Raw genomic sequence first — 14542 nt, 5'->3', positions numbered from 1 at the left:
AAACCCACGATCCTCTGAAACCGCAATTCACGACGACAATGAAATCTAGATAGCTCTTTGGTCGCCTGACGTATCACTTCCATGATCAAGGCTACCGTGATCGCGCATAGCCGCCATATGCTTTGCGCCAGAAACGGGATTTCATCTATCGCTTTGCCCACTCGATGACGGAATGGTGTTTCCGAAAAGAATATAGCGAACCATGTTATCTAATGACGAATCGCTGTCTTCTCACATTTGACGAACTGGCTGGTAACGTCGGAGCGGGAAGATGCATGAAAGAGGTAGATCATGCGATACCGTTCATTAGGCCTGGCTACAGTCTTGATTGTCACGAGCACCGCTTGGGCGCAGACGCCGTCGGATAACCAACATGCGCTGATCGGACCGCCCCAACTCCACGCCCTTCCCGTCACCGCTCCGACGCTCGTCGAGGCCTATGGTCCTGATCCTCTGCAGATCGGTGAACTGCGCTTGCCTGCAGGTCCTGGCCCGTTTCCCGTCGTCATGGTCATTCACGGTGGCTGCTGGACCAAAGGCTATGAGACACTGGCAGGCACGGCGCCGTTGGCGAGCGCCTTGACGGACAAGGGCGTGGCGACATGGAATATAGAGTATCGACAGGTTGGTGACACCCGCGGCGGGTGGCCTGGGACCTTCCAGGATTGGGGAGCGGCGCTCGATCACTTGAGGGTGCTGGCACGAACCCAGCCTCTGGACCTGAAGCATGTGGTGACGGTGGGACATTCGGCCGGCGCCCACGCTGCCCTGTGGCTGGCGGCCCGTCCCAGATTGCCTGCCGACAGCGAGGTCCGCGGCGCTGATCCACTGAAGGTTTCCGCCGCGGTCGCCATCGTCGGCCCAGGCGACCTGCGAACCCTGTACGGGTTCGACAAGGATATTTGCGGCCGCCCGATCTTCGTCAACCTGTTCGGGGGCGCTCCTGACGCACAGGCGGGCCGCTACCGTCAGGCAAATCCGATCGAATGGCTGCCTCTGGCCGTGCCTCAATTCATGGTCGCTTCCGTCGTGCTGGAGCCTTCAGCCGCGCAAGCCTATGCAGCAGCCGCACAGTCGGCCGGCGATAAGGCGACGGTGATCACCCTGGAGAATGCGGGCCACTTCAACATGCTTTCGCCTGCGGACCCCACCTGGGCGCCGGTAGAGGCCGCGATCCTCGCGGCGGCGAAAGCAGAGCAATAGTCGAGGCAGCCTCCGGTTTATCCCCATCTCGGTGATCTCTATCTGATGAAGCCCTGCAGAGGTCCGCTTCGAACACCTCCCCCTGGGTTGCGCCAAGGTCGCGTCGGCCGGGGCGAGAGGGTTGCACTTGGGGTGCCCCTGACGATCTCGTTCCATTGAGGCGTCAGTCAGGCTTGAGAGGCTGAAGGTCCGGCGCGGAAATCTTCGTGAAGCGCCACCAGGCCAGGCCTCCGTAGACCAGAATGAGGATGGCGAGGTTGAGCACCTCCCGCGTCTGCTCGGCAAGGCTCGCGCCCATCTGATTGAGCCCGACCATGAGATGAATGCCCGCGGTGGTTGGCAGGAGGCGCGCGAGGAGCGCCAGCCAGGCCGGCGTCGCCTCCGCCGGCCAGGAGAGACCCGCGAGGAAGAAGATGGCGAGCGACGTGCCCATCCACAGTTGCAGGGGTCGTTCCCGTGTCCGGAAGAGGCTGGCCAGCGCAAGCGCCGCCGCCACAGTCGCGCCCACGAACAAACTGCCGCCCACGATCAAGGCGCCAGGAGAGCCGGCGGCGCGGGGATAGTCCTGAAACCAGAACACAAAACCCGCATAATAGGCCACGTCGGCCCAGCCGATCACGAAGAAGGCCAGGGCAATTCCGATAAGGGTGCGCGAGGGCAGACGAAAGCGTCTCAGTGTCTCGCGCAGGGTGGCGGCGAGCATCGTCAGGCCCATCAGCAGGGTCTGGTGAATGATGAGGAAGCCGACCCCGGGGAACACCGTGCTGCCATAGCCTTCGCGCGTGTTGAACAGCGGGCGCTGAACGAGCGACAGGGCAGGGCGGGCGGGTGCGCCCTGCGCCATGGCCTGATCGCGCGCCGCCTCGCCGGCGATCGTGGTGACCGCCAGGCCGATGCCTGACAGCGCCGTGCTGCTGCGCAGCAGATAGGCGCCGTTGCCGTAGAGCGCGACCGTGCCCTTGGCGCCGTTCAGAATATGTCGCTCGAACCCCTCGGGGATGATGACCACGGCCCCTGCGCCGGTCGTCTCGAGCCAGAGCCGGGCGGCTCCTGGAGAGGCCGGGCGCGCGGCAAGATCGGCCTGCTGGAGCGCTGCGATCCGGCGCACGAGACTGCGGCTTGCGCCGCTGTCGTCGAGATCGACGACGGCCACCGGAATGCGGACCGCGACCTCCCCGGAATAGGCTGAAGGGTAGAAGAAGGAATAGAGGATCGTCGACACGACGATCAGCATGAAGGCGGAGCGGTCGGAGAGAACGGCGCGGAAGGTAGCGAGGAAGGCGCGGCCGATCATCGTCGTCCCCAGACCTCCGGGCTCATCCGCGCCGAGACATAGCGCGGCAGCCCGGCGCCCGAGCCGACGACGAGAAAGGCAAACAGCGCCAGGATCGATCCAAGAGATGCGAGCACGGGTGCGCCGATCATCCATTGCTCCGCGACCAGCCGCGCGAAGCGGGTAAAAGGCAGCAGCGCGCTCCATAGCCGGGCGAAGGCGGAGGCCGACTCGATCGGGAAGATCGCCCCGGCGAAGGCGAAGGAAGCGCCCGCATAGAGGGCGGTCATCGACAGCGCCTGCCCCATGGAAAGGGTGGCCCCGACGATGAACAAGGCCATGCCCGCATAGGCGAGATAGAGGGCGAGATAGCCGCCCATCAGCATCGCCACGCTCCCTTGCACGGGCCAGCCCCGGTAGACCGCGAGATAGCCGGTCGCAAGCGCCCCCCAGAGCAGGAAGATGAGGATATAGGGCGCGATCTTGCCGGCGACGGCGGCGACCGCCTCGCCTCGAGGCCCTGCAAGCCATGCTCCGATGGTCCCGTCCCGCAGCTCGCGACCGAGCGCGCTCACGACCGCGATCATGAACAGCAGGTGCAGGAGTGCGGGGTGGATCAGGGCGACGAGTTGCAGCTCGTAACTGGCCTGCGGGTTGTAGAGGATCCGGCTCTGCACGCTCACCGGCTGCGGCCGCACACGCGCGGGACCGGCGATCGCGGCGCTTTGCTCCCCGGCCAAGGCCTTTGCGTGGGCCTGGACCACGGTGCCGACTTCACGCAACACCGAACCCGAGGGCGTGGAATAGCTCGCATTGTAGAAGAGGAGGATCTTGCCGGTCTCGCCGCGCAGCACGGTGCGCTCGAGATCACGCGGGATCAGGACCACGGCATAGGCGGCGTTGGAGCGGACCAGATGCTCGGCCTGTGCCATGTCCGGTGGCCGCGCCGCGACCTTGAGCCCGGGTGACGCCTCCAGCTTGCGGGTGAGGTCGCGCGCGACGCCGCCGCCGTCCTCGTCGACCACGACGATCGGCAGGTTCCGCATGACGCTTGCCGACAACTGGACCGCGACGATCGCCAGCAGCAGCAGAGGCAGCCAGGTGACCAGCGCCAGATCCCAGACGCTGCCGCGCAGGAAGGCGGTTTCGCGCCGGGCGCTATCGACGAAGGCCCGGATCATTGCGGCCAGTCGAACAGGACCGTCATGCCGGGGCGCAGCCCATCGACCCGCGACACGGGCGACAGGCGCACGTCAAAGCTCTTCACGTCAAAGCCGCTCGACTGGCGGGTCGCGCGCCATGTCGCGAAATCGCCGGCGGGCGCGATGTAGAAGACCCGAAACTGGGCGCAACGATCGCCGAGCGCAGGTATGCGGCCGGTCAGGACCCGTCCCCGGCGGATCGCACTGAACTGATCTTCTCTCAGGGTGAGCGTCACCCAGGGATGATCGATGTCGGTCAGGACGAAGACGGGAAATCCCTGCGGCACGAGTTCGCCCGACTGCGCCAGCCTGCGTCCGATCTCACCGTCCGACGGCGCGAACACCCGGGTTTCCTTCTCGGCCGCCTCGACTTCGGCCAGGGCGCCGCGCGCCTGGCGCACCTGTCCGCTCGCGGCCTGCCGATCCTGTCGCCGCGCCCCGGCCAGCGCCAGATCATATTGCGCGCGCGCCGCTCGGGCCGCTTCATTGGAGGCCAGGGCGTTTGCGCGGCTCTCGTCGCGTTTCTGCCCCGCCAGCACACCCTGTTCAAAGAGGCGCTCGGTGCGCTGATAGGTGGTCTGGGCGAGGTCCGCCGCCGCCTGCGCGCGTCGCCACTGGGCCTCGGCAGCCCGGATATCCTCCGGCCGTGCGCCTTCATCGGCCTTGTCCGCATTCGCCTGCGCGGCGGCGAGCGCGCCGCCGGCCTGTTCGGAGCGGGCTTCGACCTCGGGACTGTCGAGCGTATAGAGCAGCTGTCCCGTCTTCACCGGCTGGCCTTCCTCGACATGAAAGGCCGTGATCCGAGCCGAGACCTTGCTCGTGATCCGCAGTTCGCGGGCCTCGACCATGCCCTGGAGCTGATCGGGAACCGGGCGATAGGCCAGCCAGAGACCGAGGCCGAGAATGACCACGACGAGGAAAGCAATGAGCGGCAGCAACTTGCGCTTCCGCCCGGTCGGAACCGGCGGAGCCGTCTCGTCCGGGGTGACCAGGGTTTCCGATGTGGCGGTCATGGCGTGACCCTTTCACCCTGGTCGATATAGTCCGGCAATGTGGCGATCTGACCGCTGACGTGGAGAAGCTGGGCGAGCGCGACAACGAAATCATATCCGGCCTGGGCGCGCTGGATCCGGGAGCGGGCAAGACCGAGCTGCGCATCGATCACGTCGAGCGAGGTTGTCTGCTGCTCCTGATAGCCGAGGGTCTGGACCCGCAGATTCTCCTGCGCCGCAGTGATGGCCGTGTCGGTCAGCTCAAACCGCCGTCGCGCGGCTTCCGCATCGTTCCAGGACCGCGTGACGCCGATTTCGATCTGGGTGCGGGCTTCGCGCAGGCCCGCATTGGCTTGCGTCACCGTTTCCCGCGCGGCCTGCACCGCTTGCGAGCGGCCCACACCGGAGAAGAGCGTGTAGCGCAGCCCGACGCCCACCGACCAGTCGGGATCGGTCAACAGCGTGTCGCGCCGATCGAAATTATACTGGGCGAAGCCATAGATCGTAGGCCGGAGCTTGGCGCGCTGAAGGGCCACCCCCGCTTCAGCCTGGTCTTCCAGCGCGCCGAGCCGATCCAGTTGGGGATGGGCGCGCAGGGCCGCGTCCACATAGGTGTCGAGCGAACGGAGCGGCTGACGGATCACGAAGATCGGGGAGACGGGATCGACGCCGGACGGCGCCCGCAGCGCGCCGGCAAGCGCTACCTGCGCACTCGCGAGATCGGCCTGCGCCTGCGCGCGGCGTCGTCGCGCGCTACCTGCGCCTGGAGGCGTTGGGCCCGGCTTATGAACCCTTCCTGTTCGAGCTTGAGGGCGTCCGCGACATGCCGCTCTAATCCCGCAAGCGCATCACGGCGAACATCGCGCACGCGCTCGAGCAACTGCTGGCCGAAATAGAGCTGGGTCATCTGCAACAGACCGTTGTCGATGACGATCTGGCGTTCCGCGCGCGACTGTCCCAGTTGCGCCGCGGCGCCCGCCTGGGCGGCGGGAATCTGGCCGCCGGAATAGAGCGGCAGCGTCGCCGTCACGATCGGCCGGGTGCTGGTGCGCTCGATCTCGAAGCGCAGGGGGTCAGAGATGGAATAATCCTGGGCCACGTCCGCCAGCGGGCCGAGCGGCAGATAGAGGGTTTTCTGATAGCGGATCATCTGTCCTTCGAACTCGACGGTCGGACGCCGCAACGTGCTCGTGGAGCCTTTCTGGGCCTCCTTGCTGCGCACATCGGCGTCGGCGCCCTGGATCGCGTCCGACCGCTCGAGCAGCCTCGCCTGGGCGCTTCGATAATCGAGATCAAGCCTGTCGATCGTTTGCGCCTGCGCGCCCTGACAGACCGCAGTCGCCAGCGCGGCAACCAGCATCGAACATCGCAAGGTCATGAAGAACGTCTCCTGCTCCCGCACGGTAACGTTGACATCCAACCGACTCAATACATATTTGTATCGAAATGCTCCCGCCCGTGATCCCGTGAGCCGCCGCCCGGCACGAACGCGCCCGACCCGGGCGCAGACCCGGGAGCGCATCCTGGATGGCGCTCTCGAGGCCTTCGCCGAACGTGGCTTCCATGGCTCCACCCAGGAAGATATTTGCGAGCGCGTCGGTCTGAGCCGGGGGGCCTATAATTCCAGCTTCCGATCCAAGGACGAATTGTTCTTCGCCCTCTATGACCGGGTGATCGAGCGCTTGCAGTCGAGGCTGGAGGAGGCGACCGCTTGCGCCCTGTCCATGCCCGGCTCGACGGCCGACAATTTCCTCAAGGCCTTTATCGCAGCTATCCGTTCGATCGGGACTGGTATCTGCTCCAGGCCGAGTTCGGCCTCTATGCCCTACGCCATCCTGCCATGGCGAGCCACTATGCCGAACGGCAAGGACGGATCCTCGCCATCATCGAGGGCGCGCTCGCCGACATCCTTCGCGAGGACTCCCGCATCGTTGCCCGGGGCCTCCCGCGCATCGCGCGACTGATCCTGGCTGTCCACGAGGGAAGCATGTTCCAGGGCCTGCTCGAACCGCACGAGGTCGCAAGCGGAGAGCTTCTGGACTTTCTCGTGGATCTCATGCTGGCGAGGGCGGCAACGAGAGTCGACTAAGAATGGATTGCTGATCTTGCCTTGCGGGAGGCCGCGCAACAGCATGCCTGCCTCTATTTGTGACGTGGGAGATCGTTTAGTGAAGGAGACCGCGCTGTATCGCCGTGGCGACGGCCTGGGTGCGCCTGTTGACAGCGAGACACTTGAAGATCGCGCGAAAATGCCATTTTACGCCATCTTCGCCGATACCCAATATGTTGGCGATCTCCGCGCTCGTAAGACCATCCCGCGCCAGGCCGAGGATATGGAGTTGGCGGCGAGACAGGTCGGATCCTTCGGTATGTTGTGAACTCGGCAAGTGATGTTGTGCTGCGGACCGATCAAACCTCGCCTTTACGGCCCATCCCGCGTGAATATGCTCCAGGATATTCCGGAACTCCCGCGCTGTTTCCTTCAGTCCTGTGCTGTCGCGAATTTCCGAGGCCTCTTCCGCTGACCGTATGGAAAGTTGCAGCGCCTCTTTACGTAGATGCAGCACCGAACGCAGCATGAGGGTTTTGAGTATGATATGTTGCCATCCTGCCCTGCGGATGCGGGCCAGGATACGGTCCGTCAATTGGCGCGCGAGGTGATCCTTCCCGTCGGCAAGCGCCCGCGTCGCAGACAGAAGCATGCACTCGACGTCCGCAATGGCGAGGTGAGCCGAAGTGATGGCGTCGTTCCTGGGAATATTGGGGATGGTGACCGATCGACCCGACGCGATTTCATGTTCCGCAGTCAGGATATCGGCCATGAGTTGCAGTCGCGGCATGTGGTCGCGTACGGCTTTCACGTTCAGTTCGGTCAGGATTTTTTCGCAGAGGTCCGCATCTCCGGCCAGACGAGCGGCCCGTAATATGGCCCGTGCCGTATGAATGCGGACGTCGACGATCTGGTCGCAGAAAAGCAACGGCCATTCCAGTTCTGCCAGAGGCACGCCGCTTTCGGCCAGCACAGCGAGGCGCAATGTTTTCAGCGTCTGCTCGGCGACCGGGGAGACCATATCCGTCAGATGCGCGTCGATCCTATTTCGTGCGGGAATGATCTGCCCCTGCGTCAGCAGGAGCAGCACTTCGGCAATCTTTGCCCAGTCGCGGGAAAAGCCCTGATCGGCCAGGGCACAGGCTTGATCCAGTAGGGGACGTAGTGCCGCGAACTCGGCCGCGTTCGACTGGCTCGCCACGATGCTCGCGAGGCAGGCCAGGGCGGAGGCCTTCATCATCGGATTTTCCCGGGCGTGCAGCTCGAGCCATTGCCGGCAGAGCATTTCCGCCCGGACGACATCGTCCCTCAGCGCCGCTGTCGTCGCACCGAGCAGCGTCAGCAATTCCTCATGCGCATCCGTGCGTGACAGCAACTTCAAAAGGTGCGTCGCCCCTGCATGCTGCTGCTGGAAGGAAAGGGCCCATATCTTTCCCAGGCCAGCCATGGGATTGGTCAGCAACGCTGTGTCGGGCACGCCCTCGAGCCAATGGGCCAACTCATCGATACGGCCTTGTCGCAGGGCGACATCCATGACGATCTCACCGCCCAGCCCCCGCGCCCAGGCCGGATCGCCGGCCCGCAGCGAAAGCGCTATCGTTTGCGCTGGCCGGCCGGCGCGCCAGTGATGAAAAGCCGCACGTTTTAGAAGATGGCTTGGAGAGGAACGAAGCTGCGACTGTCCGCTCAAGGCAAGATGGTGTCGCAGCGCCGGATTGAGCGCAAACATTCCGTCACTGTCCGGCCTCAATAGGAGGCATTCGCGTTGCGCACGTGCGATCCATTGCGCGCCGTCGTGGACGCGCAGGGCAAAATCGTGGCTTTCGGCATCGAGGGGAGCGATTAATGCCGCCTTTTTCAGCCATGTGCGCAGAGCGGGCGATAAGGGCGCCAACACCATCTGATCGAGATAACAGATGATCTCGGGCCATAAATGCAGTGGCTGCATCCGGTAGGATACACGGCCCGCGATGCGGCACAATGCGGGCCAACCCTGTGTGTCCGATATGATCCGGTCGAGGGCTGAAGGGACCCGGATCAATTCCTTCAGATCCTGGGCGCGGCAGGCCAGGGCATCGGGGCCGACTTCCTGCCAGTCAGCGTTGAGGACGCCAAATCCCCAGGGGGCGGAGGTTGCAAGGACCGCTCGCCAATCATCGGGAAGAGCATCCATCATGTCTCTTGTCAGCGTTTCGAGATGCGGCGCTTCCTGAACATCATCGAGGCAAATAATCCCGGGCCTGTCCTGATGCCATATCCATTGGAGAATGGACTCGATGTCCGCGGCGGTTCCGGCCTGAAAGGCGAGGCGACGCAGGGTGCCCTTCTTTGTGTCGTCGCTTGCAAGACTTGCCCAAAGCGCCGGGCGACCAGTGTCCGCCGCCTCCTTCCAACCGGCCGCGAGCGTCGCCGATTTGCCGTAGCCGCAAGGTGCGCGCAGCAGGCTGACGCGCGCGGTCAATTCCACACGGCGAAGTGCCGTTTCCGCCAGTCGCGAAAGCAGCGTTGGAGTCCATTCGGTTCCCAGGCATGTCGGGTCGATACTACATGTTCGTGTAGTTCCCTATTGCTTTTGCGCTCGTAAGACTCGCGCGAAGGTCATGTTTTCGACGAGAATGAAATGATTGAAGAGAGCCATTCGATTTCGCAGGAACCCTGTGATGGCCGCCCGGTGGAAATGCTCTTCACCGCGCAAAAGGCAATGTCGGACGAGCGCCGGATGCGCTTTGGCCTTGCTGAAAGACGCGCTGCGCTGGCGCGCCTCGCGGCTGCCATACGAAAGTTCGAAGGGGAGATCGTCCAGGCCATGGCGACCGACTTCGGCAAGCCGGAGGCCGAAGTGTTTCTGACGGAAATTCTTCCGGTCATGCAGGAAATCCGCCACAGCCGTCGTAATCTGCGCCGATGGATGCGGCCAGTCCATGTCGGACCGACATTGATCGGTTTCGGCACGGCCGGACGGATCGTGCCGCAGCCACGCGGCGTGTGCCTTATCATCGCGCCCTGGAATTACCCATTCAATCTCTGCCTGGGGCCGCTTGTGTCCTGCCTTGCTGCCGGCAACAGCGCTATCCTGAAGCCTTCGGAGATGACACCTGCTACCTCGGGCGTCATCGCGCGGCTGATCGCCGACACATTTCCGCCAGACTTGGTTACCGTCGCCCTCGGCGGGAAGGAGATGTCTCAGGCCCTGCTCGCGCTGCCCTTCGATCATATCTTCTTCACCGGCAGCCCCGAGGTCGGGAAAGTCGTAATGCAGGCAGCCTCCCGCCACCTGACCTCCGTTACGCTGGAACTGGGTGGCAAGTCGCCCACGATCGTGGGACCGGATGCCGACATAGAGACGGCCGCCAGTTGGATCGCCTTCGGCAAATTCTCCAATGCCGGTCAAACCTGCATCGCGCCCGATCATGTGTTCGTCCACGCTTCGATCCGCGACCGGTTCGTGGAAGCGCTGCGCCGCCGGATCGCCGCCGCTTATGGTTCGGGCATGACGAGCCCCTATCTCGCAAGGATCGTCAATGATCGCCATGCGGACAGACTGGGGGGCCTGATTGCGGATGCCCTGGCCACGGGCGGGCGGATCATTGTCGGCGGCGAAAGGCAGGGAAGGGCGCTGGCGCCCACAGTGCTGGAGGCGATCGCTCCCGAGGCGGCGATCGACCATGAGGAGATATTCGGTCCCGTCCTGCCGGTCCTGACCTATGATGACATTGAAACCGTGATCGGTCGGATCAACGCAAGACCCAAGCCGCTGGCGCTTTATGTGTTCGATCGTGACCGGGCGAGAGTGGATCATATCCTGGCGGCCACGACTTCCGGCAGTGCAGGCGTCAACCTTACCATCGTCCAATACGTCCACGATCATCTGCCGTTCGGCGGTGTGAACAATTCCGGGATCGGGGCGGCACATGGCCATCACGGGTTCCGGACTTTCAGTCATGAGCGCGCCGTTCTCCAGAACCGCTTCTCCGCTCTGCCTCTCGTCTTTCCTCCCTATTCGGGCCGGGCAGCGCGTCTGATCCGACTTGCCAAACGCTTTCTGGGGTAAATCCATGTACGACTATATCACGATAACCGATAGCCTAACTATCTAAATTAACGTGGCTTTTCCTGCCTTCTGGCGGTCGCCAGCATCTCACGGCGAAGTATGGCGTTCATGCGGGCTTGGTAGCCCTTACCCTGCGATTTGAGCCAGGCGAGCACATCAGCATCAAGGCGTGCCGTCACCTGCTGCTTGATGGGCTTATAGAAGCGCCCACGCTGCCCGTTCCGCCAGAAATCCTCTGTCAGCGCCGGAGAGTCGCTATAGTCGATCCCGCTATCCGGCATCGCCTGCAGGGCATCCAGTTCGGCCTGTTGCGCTTCGGTCAACGGCGGCAGATTGTCCGGATCGAGTTGGAAACGGACGGTATCAGCGTCTTTCTTCTTCATAACGTCGCCTTTCCGTTCGATCGGCCTTTCGAGCCGAAATGATATGAATGATCTCCACATACTCGCCGTCATCGTCTTGCTCGACGACAGTGTGGGCCACGAGGAGGAGCAGATGCCCTTCCACGAGGCCCAAGGTTTGTCATCGTCGCTCGCCACCTTCGATCCGATCCTGATCGCTCAGCGCGAAAGGATCTGTGAACGCACGAGTAGCGATCGCAAAGCTGACGCCGTGCTTCTTCAGATTGCTCTCGGCTTTGGCCGGATGCCAGGAGAAGCGCATGGATGGCATTACGGAAATATAATTATGTTTTTGTCGTTACGCAAGGCGCGGCGGTTTGAGCCATCCGGCCCGCGCGAGCGTATCTGCGAGGGTCGATCGGGGCACGTTGAACGTGCGGCTGATCGACGACTTGCTAGCGCCACCGGCAAGGGCGGCGGTGATCTGATCGAGCTTTTCCGCATCGATCGTTCGCGGGCGGCCACCGTGGCGCCCGCGCCGTCTGGCGGCCGCAAGGCCTGCCATGATGCGCTCGCGCGTCAATGCCCGTTCATACTGGGCCAGCGCGCCGAACAGCGAAAACAGCAGCTCGCCATGCGGCGTTCCCGTGTCCATCTGCTCGGTCAATGACCGGAATGACACGTCACGCTCCCTGAGATCGGTCAGGATCGACAGCAAATGCGGCAGGGAGCGGCCGAGCCGATCCAGTTTCCACACGACCAGCTTATCGCCGGCTGCGAGATATTCGAGGCAGGCCCGCAGGCTCGCCCGGTCCTCGCGAGCGCCGGATGCCTTGTCGGAATAGAGATGCCGGCTATCGACGCCGGCTGCGATCAGCGCATCGCGCTGAAGATCGACCGATTGCCGGTCATCTGTGGAAGAGACGCGCATGTAGCCTATAAGCATGTCGGAAAACCCCTGATAGCTTGTTGTGGGACAGTCCTCCTTTCCGGCAGAGTTTATCGGACGCTACGGATTTTGGGCGTGCGTAGATTGCTGGAATTTCCGGGGGGATGCCTGCTAGCGGCGGAATGTGTCGTCGGGCGCATCAGGCGGGGCGCTTATCGTGTGATTTCCATTAGGTTAATCTGTTCGTGCAGCCGCTGCCGCAGCGGACCGTCTTCTGGCCGCGACGATCAATAACGGATTATCCGCCTGCTTACGCTGACCAAGTCGCATGCCCGTCGCCGAATTGATCCCGTGGCGGCTGCACACATCGCTGTCGCCATGCCCGCTTCCTGCTCCGCGCCTCTTCAATTTATCGTAGAAGCTTTTGATGTGTCTTATTAAAATCCTTGGCTTGCCGCTCTCGGTCAGACGATGATTGGACGGATTTCAGTTCACTTTCGTCCATATCTGCGATTTGCACATGATCCGCCCTGTCAGGCACCCCTTTCCCTCCATCCGCCGATCGTCGAGCGTGGTGATTGTTCCAGAGAAGGTTTGGCCGATGTCGGGTACAAAAACACTGCCGCGCCACACGCCCTTCTTTTCAGGAACAAAATCGCGAAACAGGATCAGACCTACCAGATCGTTTGTCCCGCCGCGCCGCGCATCCGCCTTGGCTTTGTCACTTGCCCAGACCACGACCCCGCACATTCTGCTTCCGCACGGCTGGGCTCGCACATGTACGCTGTCCTGCGGATTCTTCCACACTCCGAAAGAAGCGCGCTGTGCCTCGACGGACGCAGATGCTGCAAGTAGCAGCATGGCTGCCAATACGAAACTGAACCTCATCGCCATTCTTCCTCAAGGCCGGATCATCATTTGCGCGACATTTTCCGCGATCGCCATGGTAGGCGCGTTAGTGTTGCCCGACACGATCGACGGCATGATCGATGCATCGACCACGCGCAAACCGTCAATGCCACGTACACGGGCTGCCGGATCGACCACGGATGCCGAGTCACTGCCCATGCGGCATGTTCCTACCGGATGATAGATTGTTTCAGCGCGCGCGCGGATGTCGTCGATCAGAGCCTCGTCGGTCTGGACCGCGGGTCCCGGTCGCACCTCCTCGCGCAAGTGACGGGCGAGCGCCGGCGCATGAAGGAGCTTGCGGGCTAGCTTCGCGCCATTCAGCAAGACGCCCACATCATCGGGATGACTGAGATAATTGCCCTCTATGCGCGGATGAGCCGTGGGATCGGCGATCTTGAGCCCGATCCTGCCGCGGCTCTTCGGTAGAAGGTCGCAGACATGCACGGTCATTCCGTAGCCGAAGGCTGTCTTGCGGCCATGGTCACGCAGGATCGCCGGCAGGAAATGGAATTGAAGATTGGGCCGCTCCCGGCCGGCGTCGGATTTGAGGAAAGCGCCGCCCTCCGAGGCATTTGACGTCAATTCGCCTTCATGATGAAGGAAATAGCTCCATGCGCCGCGTATCGCACGAGGCAGGAAACTGGGCGCCACCCCAAATCCTTCGCGATCGGCCGTGGTTGCCACAGCCGTATAGTCGAGGTGATCGGCGAGATTGGCTCCGACTTCGGGCGCATCCAGAACGATCTCTATGCCATGCTGCCTGAGTTCGCTCGCCGAGCCGACGCCCGACAGCATCAGAATCTGCGGCGAATTGACCGCGCCAGCCGAAAGGATCACCTCTCCACCGGGGCGCAGCAGCAGGTCCCGGCCGCCGACGCGGACCCCGATGGCGCGACGGTCCTTGAACAGTATCCGTTCGACGAGGCCGTTCGTTTCGATGGCGAGATTCTTGCGCGAGCGAGCCGGATCGAGAAACGCTCGCGCCGTGCTGAACCGTTGCCCGTCTTTCTGGGTCACCTGATAGACACCAAAGCCTTCCTGGCTCACGCCATTGAAGTCGGGATTTCGCGGGTAGTGCAGTTCCACCCCAGCTTCGACGAAGTCTTCCGTAAGTGGGTTCACTCGCCCAAGATTGGAGACGCAAAGTGGCCCGGCATTGCCATGATGCTCGTCGTGGATAGCCTGATTGTTTTCGAGCGCGATAAAAAGCTCGCGCATGCGCGGCCAGTCCCAGTCAGCTCCGGCGGCCGCCCCCCAGCCCTCATAGTCCGCCCGATCGCCGCGAATGTAGACCATTGCATTGATCGAGCTGCTGCCACCCAGCGTCTTGCCGCGCGGCCAATAGAGCCGCCGGTTGTTAAGGTGAGGCTCGACTTCGGTCTCACAGTTCCAGTTCACCCATCCCGTGCGGGCAATGACGCCGACGCCAAGCGGCATGTGAATGAAGGGATTGCGATCGCGCGGCCCCGCCTCGATGAGGCAGACAGCTTTATCCGAATCAGCAGAAAGGCGGTTGGCCATGACGCAGCCGGCCGAGCCGCCGCCAATGATGTGGTTTCCGTCAGCGCCGAACCGTAACATCTAGCTACTCCTCTTCTATCCCCATCGCTTTCAAGTCCAATCCCAATT

14 protein-coding genes and 1 pseudogene are annotated in these 14542 nt (G+C 62.9%); 4 read left to right on the top strand and 11 right to left on the bottom strand.

What is annotated here, in order from left to right; genetic code table 11:
- Window positions 1–291 precede the first annotated feature (291 nt).
- Window positions 292–1203 carry an alpha/beta hydrolase family protein gene (locus AC13EK_RS01970; protein ID WP_278985278.1) on the top strand — a complete coding sequence of 304 codons (912 nt, stop codon included), beginning with the start codon at window positions 292–294 and terminating at the stop codon, window positions 1201–1203.
- A 163-nt stretch (window positions 1204–1366) separates the two neighbouring features.
- Here AC13EK_RS01970 and AC13EK_RS01965 read toward each other — a convergent pair whose 3' ends face one another.
- The 5 genes from AC13EK_RS01965 to AC13EK_RS01945 are packed head-to-tail and all read right to left on the bottom strand — an operon-like array spanning window position 1367 to window position 6090.
- Window positions 1367–2497, bottom strand: coding sequence for an ABC transporter permease (locus AC13EK_RS01965; RefSeq protein WP_278394083.1), 1131 nt, complete (start codon window positions 2495–2497; stop codon window positions 1367–1369).
- Entirely contained in the window at window positions 2494–3657 is a 1164-nt protein-coding gene (locus tag AC13EK_RS01960; RefSeq protein ID WP_278394084.1) for an ABC transporter permease, read from the bottom strand. Before AC13EK_RS01960 ends, AC13EK_RS01965 begins: the two co-directional genes overlap by 4 nt.
- Window positions 3654–4691: an HlyD family secretion protein gene (locus tag AC13EK_RS01955; RefSeq protein ID WP_004206989.1), complete on the bottom strand. Its 1038-nt coding sequence runs from the start codon at window positions 4689–4691 to the stop codon at window positions 3654–3656. Before AC13EK_RS01955 ends, AC13EK_RS01960 begins: the two co-directional genes overlap by 4 nt.
- The gene (locus tag AC13EK_RS01950) at window positions 4688–5314 is read right to left on the bottom strand and encodes a TolC family protein (protein WP_483021999.1); all 627 of its coding nucleotides are present in this window, start codon (window positions 5312–5314) and stop codon (window positions 4688–4690) included. Before AC13EK_RS01950 ends, AC13EK_RS01955 begins: the two co-directional genes overlap by 4 nt.
- A gap of 56 nt (window positions 5315–5370) precedes the next feature.
- Window positions 5371–6090, bottom strand: coding sequence for a hypothetical protein (locus AC13EK_RS01945; protein ID WP_483021998.1), 720 nt, complete (start codon window positions 6088–6090; stop codon window positions 5371–5373).
- On the opposite strand from AC13EK_RS01945, the pseudogene AC13EK_RS01940 reads away from it, so the two are divergent.
- Together AC13EK_RS01940 and AC13EK_RS01935 are read left to right on the top strand one after the other, a co-directional pair.
- Window positions 6047–6271 (top strand): annotated as a pseudogene (locus AC13EK_RS01940) (TetR family transcriptional regulator); the annotation flags it as partial. The gene AC13EK_RS01945 and the pseudogene AC13EK_RS01940 overlap by 44 nt on opposite strands.
- Window positions 6272–6381: 110 nt before the next feature.
- The gene (locus tag AC13EK_RS01935; RefSeq protein WP_278985280.1) at window positions 6382–6759 is read left to right on the top strand and encodes a TetR family transcriptional regulator C-terminal domain-containing protein; all 378 of its coding nucleotides are present in this window, start codon (window positions 6382–6384) and stop codon (window positions 6757–6759) included.
- A 76-nt stretch (window positions 6760–6835) separates the two neighbouring features.
- On the opposite strand, the gene AC13EK_RS01930 is transcribed toward AC13EK_RS01935, so the two are convergent.
- A complete protein-coding gene (locus AC13EK_RS01930; RefSeq protein ID WP_237449780.1) occupies window positions 6836–9181 on the bottom strand; it encodes a helix-turn-helix transcriptional regulator in 2346 nt (781 codons plus the stop codon).
- Between the two features lie 159 nt (window positions 9182–9340).
- Between AC13EK_RS01930 and AC13EK_RS01925 the strand changes: the two genes are divergently transcribed.
- On the top strand, window positions 9341–10771 hold the full coding sequence (locus AC13EK_RS01925; protein WP_037474520.1) for an aldehyde dehydrogenase family protein: 1431 nt from the start codon (window positions 9341–9343) through the stop codon (window positions 10769–10771).
- A gap of 47 nt (window positions 10772–10818) precedes the next feature.
- On the opposite strand, the gene AC13EK_RS01920 is transcribed toward AC13EK_RS01925, so the two are convergent.
- The 5 genes from AC13EK_RS01920 to AC13EK_RS01900 all read right to left on the bottom strand — a co-directional run bounded on the left by AC13EK_RS01920 (window position 10819) and on the right by AC13EK_RS01900 (window position 14494).
- Window positions 10819–11154, bottom strand: a complete 336-nt coding sequence (locus tag AC13EK_RS01920) for a BrnA antitoxin family protein (RefSeq protein WP_004206995.1) — start codon at window positions 11152–11154, stop codon at window positions 10819–10821.
- A 139-nt stretch (window positions 11155–11293) separates the two neighbouring features.
- On the bottom strand, window positions 11294–11443 hold the full coding sequence (locus AC13EK_RS01915; protein WP_341454122.1) for a BrnT family toxin: 150 nt from the start codon (window positions 11441–11443) through the stop codon (window positions 11294–11296).
- A gap of 27 nt (window positions 11444–11470) precedes the next feature.
- Window positions 11471–12058: a recombinase family protein gene (locus AC13EK_RS01910; protein ID WP_278985285.1), complete on the bottom strand. Its 588-nt coding sequence runs from the start codon at window positions 12056–12058 to the stop codon at window positions 11471–11473.
- Window positions 12059–12487: 429 nt separating this feature from the next.
- Window positions 12488–12889 (bottom strand): DUF2147 domain-containing protein, encoded by a 402-nt coding sequence (locus AC13EK_RS01905; RefSeq protein ID WP_004207001.1) that lies wholly within the window; start codon window positions 12887–12889, stop codon window positions 12488–12490.
- Window positions 12890–12901: 12 nt separating this feature from the next.
- The gene (locus tag AC13EK_RS01900; protein ID WP_025290602.1) at window positions 12902–14494 is read right to left on the bottom strand and encodes a GMC family oxidoreductase; all 1593 of its coding nucleotides are present in this window, start codon (window positions 14492–14494) and stop codon (window positions 12902–12904) included.
- Between the last annotated feature and the right edge of the window lie 48 nt (window positions 14495–14542).

It is taken from the genome of Sphingobium sp. L-44, from assembly GCF_056859495.1.
This window is presented reverse-complemented; position numbering and strand designations above follow the sequence as displayed.